This is a genomic window from Nocardiopsis sp. NPDC058631 (assembly GCF_042716955.1).
Lineage (GTDB): Bacteria > Actinomycetota > Actinomycetes > Streptosporangiales > Streptosporangiaceae > Nocardiopsis.
Genome location: NZ_JBHXQY010000077.1, coordinates 21,509 through 31,529, shown reverse-complemented (window position 1 = coordinate 31,529; position 10,021 = coordinate 21,509). Strand labels below are relative to the sequence as shown.

At 72.4% G+C, this 10,021-nt stretch carries 8 protein-coding genes; 2 read left to right on the top strand and 6 right to left on the bottom strand.

From position 1 onward, the window contains the following. Nucleotides 1-103: 103 nt before the first annotated feature. The 3 genes from ACFWTE_RS22180 to ACFWTE_RS22170 form a co-directional block, all read right to left on the bottom strand. Nucleotides 104-1,450 (bottom strand): M16 family metallopeptidase, encoded by a 1,347-nt coding sequence (locus tag ACFWTE_RS22180; RefSeq protein ID WP_378781625.1) that lies wholly within the window; start codon nucleotides 1,448-1,450, stop codon nucleotides 104-106. 55 nt (nucleotides 1,451-1,505) lie between these two features. Beyond that, nucleotides 1,506-2,849, bottom strand: coding sequence for a M16 family metallopeptidase (locus ACFWTE_RS22175; protein WP_378781624.1), 1,344 nt, complete (start codon nucleotides 2,847-2,849; stop codon nucleotides 1,506-1,508). A gap of 171 nt (nucleotides 2,850-3,020) precedes the next feature. Next, entirely contained in the window at nucleotides 3,021-3,698 is a 678-nt protein-coding gene (locus tag ACFWTE_RS22170; RefSeq protein ID WP_378781622.1) for a hypothetical protein, read from the bottom strand. A 161-nt stretch (nucleotides 3,699-3,859) separates the two neighbouring features. Between ACFWTE_RS22170 and sppA the strand changes: the two genes are divergently transcribed. After that, entirely contained in the window at nucleotides 3,860-5,605 is a 1,746-nt protein-coding gene (sppA, locus tag ACFWTE_RS22165) for a signal peptide peptidase SppA (RefSeq protein ID WP_378781621.1), read from the top strand. A gap of 20 nt (nucleotides 5,606-5,625) precedes the next feature. Continuing rightward, nucleotides 5,626-6,084, top strand: a complete 459-nt coding sequence (locus ACFWTE_RS22160) for a flavin reductase family protein (RefSeq protein ID WP_378781631.1) — start codon at nucleotides 5,626-5,628, stop codon at nucleotides 6,082-6,084. Nucleotides 6,085-6,138: 54 nt separating this feature from the next. Here the strand turns inward: ACFWTE_RS22160 and ACFWTE_RS22155 are convergent, their stop codons facing one another. Genes ACFWTE_RS22155 through ACFWTE_RS22145 form a run of 3 tightly spaced genes read right to left on the bottom strand, consistent with a single transcriptional unit; the run spans nucleotide 6,139 to nucleotide 9,976 of the window. After that, on the bottom strand, nucleotides 6,139-7,041 hold the full coding sequence (locus ACFWTE_RS22155) for a shikimate dehydrogenase (protein WP_378781620.1): 903 nt from the start codon (nucleotides 7,039-7,041) through the stop codon (nucleotides 6,139-6,141). Then, nucleotides 7,038-8,927 (bottom strand): bifunctional sugar phosphate isomerase/epimerase/4-hydroxyphenylpyruvate dioxygenase family protein, encoded by a 1,890-nt coding sequence (locus tag ACFWTE_RS22150; protein WP_378781619.1) that lies wholly within the window; start codon nucleotides 8,925-8,927, stop codon nucleotides 7,038-7,040. Before ACFWTE_RS22150 ends, ACFWTE_RS22155 begins: the two co-directional genes overlap by 4 nt. Nucleotides 8,928-8,974: 47 nt before the next feature. After that, nucleotides 8,975-9,976 carry a DctP family TRAP transporter solute-binding subunit gene (locus ACFWTE_RS22145; RefSeq protein ID WP_378781617.1) on the bottom strand — a complete coding sequence of 334 codons (1,002 nt, stop codon included), beginning with the start codon at nucleotides 9,974-9,976 and terminating at the stop codon, nucleotides 8,975-8,977. Nucleotides 9,977-10,021 lie beyond the last annotated feature (45 nt).

Here is a 10,021-nt window from a genome sequence, read left to right as displayed (position 1 = left end):
CTCCATATATTTGGGGCGTTTGTTTTGTGGTTCTTCCCCTCCCCGGTTTCGGGCGCGGGGGGGGGGGGGGGGGGGGGGGCGCCGCCCCCCCCCACGCTCCGGATCAGGACCAGAGGGACTCCGGGTCGCGGACCTCGACCGGCCCGACCCCGGTGTCGGTGAGCGGCCCGCGGAGCCGCTCCGCGTCGCCGACGACCACCACGACCGCCTGATCCGGATGCAGGTACTCGGTGGCGGCCGAGTCCAGGCTCTCCTTGGTCAGCCTCTCGTACCCGGCCCGGTTGCGGTCCACGTAGTCGTCCGGCAGGTCGTGGACGACCATGTCGACCAGTGCCCCGGCCAGGGAGCGCGCCGTCGAGTAGCTGACGGGCAGGCCCACCGTGTTGGACTCGCGCACCGCGACGAGCTCCTCCTCGGTGACGCCCGAGGCGCGGAGCTTGGCGACCTGCTCCAACGACGACGTGACGGAGTGGGCGGTGGTGTCCGCCTCCACCTGGGTGGACATGAAGAACACCCCGCTGTCGCGGCGCAGGTCGAACCGGGAGCCGGCGCCGTAGGTGTACCCGAGGCGCTCACGCAGCTCCATGTTGAGCCTGGACGTGAACATGCCGCCCAGCACCTCGCTGATGCCCTCGGCCCGGGGCAGGTCGATCTGCGAGCGGGAGGGCGCGCGGTGTGCGATGACCAGGGCCGACTGGACGGAGCCCGGACGGTCGACGATCAGGACGCGGGGCAGCTCGCCGGGCGGCGGCGCCGGAACCGCGGACGTGCGCTCCGGGACCGAGACGGCGTCCCCGAACACCGTCTTGCCCAGCTCCTCCAGGTCGATCCCGCTGAGGTCGCCGACGACCACGAGGGTCCCGGCGACGGAGGCGACGGACTCGGCGTGGAAGGACGCCACGGTCTCGGGGGTGATGTCGGCCAACCGGACCGGGCCTCCCCCGAGCGGGGTGGCGTAGCGGCCGGTGAACAGCTGGCCGCCGAGGCTGCGCATGGCGAGGGTTCCGGCCGTGGCGGCATCCAGCCAGAACCGCTCCAGCAGCTGCTCGCGGCGTCGGACGATGTCGTCCGGGTTCAGGGCGGGGCGCCGGACGGCGTCCGCGAACAGGTGGACGGCCTCGTTGAGGCGGTTGGCGGGGGCGTCCAGGCCGGTGATGAAACCGTCCCAGTTGACGCGGGACATCCATTCGGCGCCGTGGCGCTCCAGGGCGGGCGCCAGGGAGCTGTTGCCGTCGGGGCCGTCCTCCAGCACCTCGCTGGTGAGCACGTTGACGCCCATGGCGTCCAGCGGCTCCACAGCACCCCCGTGGGGGTGCACGAGGCGGAGGGAGACCAGTTGCTGGCCGGGCACGTCGATGGCGACGACGGTGCCGCCCCCGACGGTGACTCGTTGGGGCTTGGGGAAGGAGTAGGACGCTACGGCACCGAGGTCCGGGCGGGTCTGCGGCATGCTCTGCGACTCTTTCTGCGGCTTGCGGTAACAGGGCCAGGGGTGACGAGGCGCCCTAGGAGGCGCCCGGGACGTTCGCCTCGGCGTCGGCCTGGAGTGCCTCGGACGCCGGGGACTCCTCGGGATCGAAGCGGACGACGAGCAGGTTGTCGTCGACCAGCACGCGCTCGGCGGCGGCCCGCACTTCCTCCGCGGTGATGTCGTCCCAGCGCCGGGGCCAGGTGTAGGCGAGCTCCGGGTCGTCGAACAGCTGCGTGCAGCTGCTGATGCTGTCGGCCAGCCCGGAGGGGCTGGAGATGGACTGGAGGTGGTCGCGCTCCATGACGGCGCGGGCGCGCTCCAGCTCCTCCTCCGTCACGCCCGAGGCCATCGTGGCGATCTCCTCGCGCACGGCCTCCTCCAGCACGTCGCCGCTGACGCCCTCGCGGGCGAGCATGTTCACCAACAGGAGGCTGTCGGTGTAGCGGAAGGGCAGGATGTCGGCGGCGCCGCCGCCGTCGTCGGCGGCGATGGGGCGGTCCACGACGAGGGAGCGGTACAGGCGGCTGCCCTGCCCCTGGCCGAGGACGGCCGAGGCCAGGTGCATGACGTCGAACGCGCGCTCCCCGTAGGGGGCGACCCGGTACCCGATGAACACCCCGGCGGCGGGGACCGTCTCCGTGACGGCGTCGCGGACCGGCCCGCCCAGGGGCTCGCGGAGCGTGGCGTCGGGCGCCTCGGGGACGAAGTCCCTGGCGGGGATCGAGCCGAAGTACTTCTCGACGCGGGCCAGGACGTCCTCGGGGTCGAGGTCGCTGACCACGGTGAGCACGCAGTTGTCCGGGCCGTAGTGGGCCTTGTGGAACGACTTGACGTAGTCGAGGTCGGCGGCGTCGAGGTCGGCCATCGAGCCGATGGTCGGGTGGTGGTACGGGTGGCCCTCGGGGTACGCCAGGCGCAGGATGCGCTCCAGGGCGGTGCCGTAGGGCTGGTTGTCGTAGCGCTGGCGGCGCTCGTTCTTGACGACGTCGCGCTGGTTGTCCAGGACCTCCTGGGTCATACCGTCGCGCAGCGTCTCCAGGCGGTCCGCCTCCAGCCACAGCACGCGGTCCAGGGCGTGTTCGGGGACCGTCTCGTAGTAGTTGGTGCGGTCGCTCGACGTGGAGGCGTTGATGTCGCCGCCGAGCCGCTCGATCTCCTCGAAGTGCTCACCCTTGGTCACGTTGCCGCTGCCCTGGAACATGAGGTGCTCGAAGAGGTGCGCGAAACCCGTGCGCCCCGGGACCTCGTGCCGGGACCCCACGCCGTACCACAGGTTGACCGCGGTGACCTGGCCGGTGGACGCCGCCGCCGTCACCACGCGCAATCCGTTGTCGAGCGTGTACTGACCAACCCGTCCCGCCGCTCCGATGGTGGTCACCAGTGCTGCACCCCGCTTCGCGCTGTCGCCTGAACTGCCGTCCTCCGGGAGGCCTCTGCGGCGCCCCGGACGTCCTCTGCTGTGACGAGTACGACCCTATGGCCTAACGGGACCCGGGGAACACTGGATCGGCGCATCCGGGGGCCGAATCCGGTGCGGGTGCGACAGGTGTCAGCTCCGGTACTCGGTGGTGTCCATGGAGGCGGCGACCTGGTCGTAGACGGCGGAGTACTGGGAGTCGGCGGACCAGACGTAGAGGAGGACGTCGCTCGTCGGGAGGAACCACATGCGCACCTCGAAGGTGTCGTCGTTGGCGCAGGTGACGTCCCAGACGGAGTGGTGCGACTTGAGGGTGTCGGCGTGTTCGGTGAAGTCGGAGACCCGCAGCTCGGCGCCCTTGATGCCGATGTCCCCCGAGGCCGCGGTGTTGAGGCTGCGGCAGCGGTCGGTGTTGTCGGCCCAGCCGTCCTCCTTGCTGTGGGCGTCGCCCTTCAGCGGCCATTCCTGCGGGTGGTTCTCCGCCGCGTGCGCCGTCAGCTGCACCGACCCGTAGGCGCAGGCGGCCTGGCCGGGAGGGCTCACGCACAGCGTGCCGTCCTGGTCCTGGACCTCCCACCCCTCGGGGACGTCGATGGTGATGCCCTCGACCGTCTCGGAGCCGAAGCCCTCGGGGCCGGGCGGTTCGACCGCCGGGACCATGCCGCTCTCGCCGCGCTCCAGCTCGATCTCGGCTCCGTCCGAGCCACCGGAGCAGGCGCCCAGTAGCAGCAGTGCGGAGGCCGCGGCGGCCGTTCCCGCCCCGACGCGCACGCCTCGCGCCCGATACCGTCGCCCGTGGATGCCCGCCATGCGTCGTCCCTCTCCCGCGTCCCGTGGTCAGAACCCAGTCGACCATAGCGCCCCCCGGCACACGGTGCGCACCGGTGGATCTGCGTACGTTCGCGACAATCCCGGCGACGGGGTCGGGCCGGGCGCGGGAGGTGTTGGACACCGGCCACTACTCTGGGTCCATGGTGGACCTCGCGAAGATCACGGAACCCTTGTCCCTCAACCGGTTCGGGCCACGCCGGCACGGGCCGCTGGTACTGGAGCTCGACCTGACGGAGGGGGTCGCCGACGAGGCCCCCGGCGATCCGATCAGCCAGATCATGAACCGGCGCCGACAGCACTACCTCGACATCGTCGAGGGAATCCGCCGGGGCGCCCGCGACCCGGGAGTGGCCGCGCTCCTGGTGCGCGTGGACGCCCGCTCCCTGGGTTTCGCGAAGGTGCAGGAGCTGCGCGACTGCGTCGCCGACTTCCGCGCCACGGGCAAGACCGCCGTGGCCTGGGCCGACTCCTTCGGGGAGACGGGCGAGGGCAACCTCCCCTACTACCTGTCCTGCGCGTTCTCGCGCGTGATCATGGCGCCCACGGGGGTGCTCGGGCTGACCGGCCTGATGATGCGCGTGACCTTCCTCAAGGGCGCCCTGGACAAGCTGGACGTGTCCTACGAGGTCGGCAAGCGCCACGAGTACAAGAACGCTCTGAACAGCGTCACCGAGACCGGTTTCACGCAGGCACAGCGGGAGGCCTCCGACCGGATCGTCTCGTCTTTGGGCGACCAGCTGGTGGAGGCCGTCTCCGAGGCGCGCTCACTGCCCGAGGAGAGGGTGCGCGAGCTGGTCTCGCAGGGCCCGTTCATGCCCAAGGAGGCCCTGGAGGCCGGGCTGGTCGACGGCCTGGCGTACCGGGACGAGGTGTACGCCGACCTGCTCGGCGAGGTCGGGGCTGCGGCGGGCGGGTCCCGGGACGACGGGGCCGGCCCGAAGCCGGAACTCCAGTTCGTCACCCGCTACCACCGCAAGCACACCCCGGCGCCCCGGCCCCGCGCGGCGGGCGGGCCCGGATACATCGCGCTGATCTCCGCGACCGGCGGGATCAGCCTGGGACGGACCCGTCGCTCACCGCTGGGCGGCGGAACCGTCATGGGGTCGGACACCGTGACGGCGGCTTTCCGTGCGGCCCGAAAGGACCCCCAGGTCAAGGCGATCGTCTTCCGTGTGGACAGCCGGGGCGGATCACCGACCGCCTCCGACGCGATCCGCCGTGAGTCCGAGCTGACCAGCCGGGCGGGCATCCCCGTCGTGTCGGCGATGGGCGACATCGCCGCGTCGGGCGGCTACTACGTGACCCTGGGCTCCGACGCGGTCGTCGCCCAGCCGGGCACCCTCACCGGGTCCATCGGCGTGATCATCGGCAAACCCGTCCTGGGCGAACTGCTGGAGCGGTTCGGCGTGACCAGTGACTCCGTGGGCACGGGTGACCACGCCGGCATGTTCGACACGCGCAGGCCGTTCACCGAGTCCGAGTGGGAGCGGGTGAACGCCCTCCTGGACGAGGTCTACGACGACTTCACCGGCAAGGTCGCCGAGGCGCGGAGGATGACGCGCGAGCAGGTCCACGACGTGGCCCGGGGGCGGGTGTGGACCGGCAGGGACGCGAAGGAGCGGGGCCTGGTGGACGAGCTGGGCGGCCTGGAGACGGCCGTGCGCCTGGCACGGGAGAAGGCGGACGCGGGCGCCCTGCCCCTGCGCGCGTTCCCGCGCCCGCACCCGCTGGACCGGCTCCGCCAGCACGAGTCGAGCGAGGACATGGCTGCCTCGCAGCCGCAGACGGTGATCAGCGCGTGGGGACCGCTCCAGCACGCGGCCGCGGCGATGGGGCTGCCCGCGGCCGGGCCCCTGACGATGCCCGACGCCTGGGAGATCCGTTGACCGGTCCGTACCTGGACGCGATGGCGCTGCTGCCCGCCGGGGTCACCGTGGTGACCGTCGCCGACGGGCGGGACGACGTGGGCGCGACCGTCACCGCGTTCGGCTCGGTGTCGGCCGACCCGCCGATCGTGTCGGTGAGCGTGGACTCCGAGGGCTACATGGCCGAGGTCATCGGGGAGGCCGGGGCGTTCGCCGTGAACGTGCTCGGCGCCGGCCAGCGCGTTCTGGCCGGCCGCTTCTCCGCCGAGGGGCGCCCCAGCGCCCGGCTCCTGGTGACCGACCAGCCCCACCACCGGGGCGAACTGACCCGCGCGATCGTCCTGGACGAGGCCCTCGCGGCACTGGAGTGCTCGGTCCGGCAGCGCCTGGAGGTCGGTGACCACACGGTGTTCCTCGCCGACGTGGTGGGCCTGCCCGGCGTGCGGGGCGGGGGCCCCGCCCTGGTGCGCCGGGCCGGCCGCTACCACTCCCTGGACTGATCCCGGGCCGGCGGCGCCGGGGCCGGAGGGGATCCTCCGACCACGGCGCCGCGCTCACTCGCGGGCGATGAGCTCGCGGAAGTGGGCGTGCAGGTGCTCCGGCCCGGGTTCCAGTCCGGTGATGAGGCCGAACGCGTCGCTGGCCTGGAAGACGGCCATACCGCCGCCGTTCAGGGTGCGGCAGCCGCGCGCCGAGGCCGCGCGCAGCAGCTCGGTGCGGACGGGTCGGTAGACGACGTCGGCCACCCACAGCGACGGGCGCAGCAGCGCGGGGTCCAGGGGGAGCCCGGGATGGTGGGCCATACCCGTCGGTGTCGCGTGCACCAGGCCGTCGGCCCCGGCGAGGAGGCGGCCGAGCCCGTCCGGCGCCCCGGAACGGCAGTCCGCCTCCGGAAAGCGTTCCGTCAGGCGGGCGGCGAGCCCCTCGGCGCTCGACGCGTCCACGTCGACGACGACCAGCTCCCGCACGCCGGACACCAGCAGGGCGTAGGCCACTGCCGCGCCCGCGCCGCCCGCGCCGAGCACCACGACCCGGTCCTTGGGTACGTCCGGCAGCTCGTGCCGGAGCGACCGGGCGAAACCGGACCAGTCCGTGTTGTGCCCGACCGCTCCCCCGGCACCGAACACGACGGTGTTGACGGCCCCCAGGGCCTCCGCCTCCGTGGAGAGCCCGTCGAGTGCGGGCAGTACGAGCCGCTTGCACGGGTGGGTGATGTTCAACCCGTCGAAGCCGAGTCTGGCAGCCGCGTCCACCAGGTAGCCGACCGAGTCGGGTTCCATCCCGAGCCGGGCGATGTCGATCGTGCGGTAGACGAGGCGGTGTCCCAGCCTCGCCGCCTCCCTCTCGTGCATGGGGGGAGTCAGCGACGGCCCGATCCCGGCGCCGATGAGCCCGGCGAGGAAGGAGCGCCCCGCCGCGCCGCCCTGGGTGTTCGGGCCGAGGTCCGTGGCGGTCACAGGGAACGCTCCGCCCGCTGCGCGGCCATGCGCACGGTGCCGTTGACGGCCCCGTACCCGTGGTAGCCGCCGATGCGCTGGACCACTTCGAAGAACAGCCGCCCGTCCACGGTCGGCGTGTAGAAGTGCAGGAACTCGCCCTCCTCGGTCCGGTCGTGGAGGATGCCGCCCTCGCGCATGCGCTCCCGGGTGTCGGGGCGCAGATCGGTCCGGCAGGCGAGGTCGTCGTAGTAGTTGTCCGGGATGGCCAGGGGTGCCACCCCCGCCTCCCGCAGGGAGCGCGCGGCGGCGAAGACGTCGTCGCAGCCCAGCGCGATGTGCTGGGCCCCTCCCCCCGTGTCCGCGTGCGCGGCGCCGAGGACGGAGACGTTCAGGGCGATGCGCAGCGCGGACGCCGGGTCGGTGAGGGCCCGGCTGCGCACGAGGCCGTCGGGGGCCGCCATCTCGACGCTCATGTCCGGACGCAGGCCGAGCAGGGAGCGGTAGAACAGCGACGCCTCGTCGAAGTGGTCGAAGGGCTGGAGGAGGCCGACGTGGTCGATTCCGGTCAGCCGGGCACCTCCTCCCTCCCGGGGGCCGCCGACGGGCGTGGCGGAGAAGTCCTCCAGCCAGGGCTCGTCGTCCTCCGGGCCGTCCGCGCAGAAGAAGACCGCGGTCCCGTCCGGCGCGGCGACCGCGCTGAGCTCCGACTCCGCCGGGTCGCGGCGGCGCGGCAGCGAGGGCGCCAACAGCTGCTCCGCCCGCCGCATCGCGTTGGCGGGGTCCGGGACCGCGATGCCCAGGGCGGTGACGGAGGCGTCACCGCTCCAGGTGTGTCCGAGCCGGGGGTCGCTGGAGTTGAGCAGGACGCGTGCGTCGCCGTTGCGCCACAGCTGCACCGGCTTGGAGCGGTGGTCCCGGGTGTGCGCGAAGCCGAGCGCGCCGAGGAGCACGCGCACGCGCTCCGCCGGCTCGGCCTCGGCCGCCACCTCCACGAACGCGAACCCCGACGGGCGGACCGGTTCGGGCAGTCTGCGCAGCCGCGCGGAGGGGCGGGCGCCCGCCCCTCCGGCGGCGGTGGTCCCGTCGTCCGCGGTCCGGCTCAGCCCGTCCTCCAGCAGTGACAGGGATCGGAGGGCGTCCGCGGCCGTGCGCCGGGCGTCCGAGGCCCGGAAGACGTCGTTGAAGACCTCCAGGGAGAGCGGGCCCGTGTAGCCCGCGGCCAGGACGTGCCCGGTGAAGGCGGTGAGGTCGAACCCGCCCTGGCCCGGGAAGCAGCGGTAGTGGCGGCTCCACTGCAGCACGTCCATGGCCATGCGTGGCGCGTCCGCGAGCTGGAGGAAGAAGATCTTCTCACCAGGGATGTCGCGGATCCCCGACGGGTCGCCGTCCCGGGACAGGATGTGGAAGCTGTCCAGGCAGACGCCCAGGGCCGGGTGGTCGGCCGCTTGCACGAGCCGCCAGGAGTGCGCGTAGTCGTTGACACGGGTCCCCCAGGCCAGTGCCTCGTAGGCCACGCGCACCCCGTACCCGGACGCCTCCTCGGCGAGCAGCCGCAGCTGGGCCGCGGCCCTGGCGTCGTCGTCCAGGGCCGCCGCCGTGGCGTTGGAGCACACGAGCACGGTGTCCACGCCGAGTTCGACCATGAGGGCGAACTTCTCCCTGGCCCGGCGCAGGTTGTGCCGGAAGCGGTCGTCGTCCACCCCCTCGATGTCGCGCATCGGCTGGTAGAGGTCGATCCCCAGTCCGAGCGACTCGGCGAGCGCCCGCACCCGTCGCGGCCTCAGCGGCGACGCGATGAGGTCGTTCTCGAAGATCTCGACGCCGTCGAACCCGGCCTCGGCGGCCGCCCGGAGCTTCTCCTCCAAGGTGCCGCTCAACGACACCGTGGCGATGGAACGCCTCATGTCCGTCTCCCCCTGCTTTTCCGTGTTCTCGCCCGTGCCTCGTCCGTCTACGATCCGGAGTGCAGCGACTCGTACAGGGACCGCTGCTCGGCGTCGAGGTTCTCCCCGAAGTAGTCCCGGACCCTGGTGCGGAACGCGTCCACGTCGACGTCGTCCACGACCTCCATGGCCCCGTCGGCCTCCCACTGCTCGAAGATCTCGGCCTCCGACTCCTCGATGCAGGCGCGGTTCTCCGCCCTGACCTCGCTGACGGCCTCCTGGACCACCGTCTGCTGCTCCTCGTCCATGCGCTCCCAGCTCTGGCCGGAGATCACGATGAGCTGCGACCCGATCTGGTGGCTGGTGAGGCTGATGTGGCTCTGGACCTCGTCGAAGCTGTCGGCGGAGATCGTCGGAACGGGGTTCTCCTGACCGTCGGCGGTGCCTTGCTGCAGGGCCAGGTACACCTCCTCGAAGGCGACCGTGGTGGGCGTGGCGCCCATCGCCTCGGCGTTGGCCAGGTAGATCGGGGAGTCGGGGAACCGCATGCGCAGACCCTGCAGGTCGTCGGGGGTGCGGATGGGCTCGTTCGCGGTGAAGTGCCGGTCGCCGAAGTACCAGGCGTCCAGGATCTTGACCCCGGTCTCGGCCTCGAAGTCCGACTTGAGCTGCGCGGACTCCTCGGAGTCGAAGAAGGCGAACATCTGGTCGACGTCGTCGAAGGCGTAGGCGGCGTCGAGGATCCCGATCGGCTCGTACGCCGACCCGAGCGCGGCGGACCCCTGGACGTCCATGTCGATGTCGCCCGACATCACCGAGGTGAAGGTCTCGGTGTTGTTCCCGAGCTGGCTGCCGGGGAAGGTCTCGACCGTCACGCCGATGTCGGCGTCCGCGACCCGCTCGGCGACCAGGTCGAGTCCGCACCGGGTGTGCGGGTGGTCCGTGGTGTAGCTGTTGGAGAAGGAGAGGGTGATGTCTCCGTCTCCGCCGGCGCCCTCGTCGGCGCCGCAGCCCGCGAGGGCGAGGGCGGCGATCGGGACCAGCGCCGTCCAGCGGTGGTGGTTGCGCATGTGGTTCTCCTGGGGGGGTCGTGCCGCCCTGGGGCGGCGGCGGTG

Coding starts and splice junctions, on each gene's coding strand:
- ACFWTE_RS22180 (WP_378781625.1), bottom strand. CDS start 1,450: ATGCCGCAGACCCGCCCGGACCTCGGTGCCGTAGCGTCCTACTCCTTC.
- ACFWTE_RS22160 (WP_378781631.1), top strand. CDS start 5,626: ATGGCGCTGCTGCCCGCCGGGGTCACCGTGGTGACCGTCGCCGACGGG.
- ACFWTE_RS22170 (WP_378781622.1), bottom strand. CDS start 3,698: ATGGCGGGCATCCACGGGCGACGGTATCGGGCGCGAGGCGTGCGCGTC.
- ACFWTE_RS22150 (WP_378781619.1), bottom strand. CDS start 8,927: ATGAGGCGTTCCATCGCCACGGTGTCGTTGAGCGGCACCTTGGAGGAG.
- ACFWTE_RS22145 (WP_378781617.1), bottom strand. CDS start 9,976: ATGCGCAACCACCACCGCTGGACGGCGCTGGTCCCGATCGCCGCCCTC.
- sppA (WP_378781621.1), top strand. CDS start 3,860: ATGGTGGACCTCGCGAAGATCACGGAACCCTTGTCCCTCAACCGGTTC.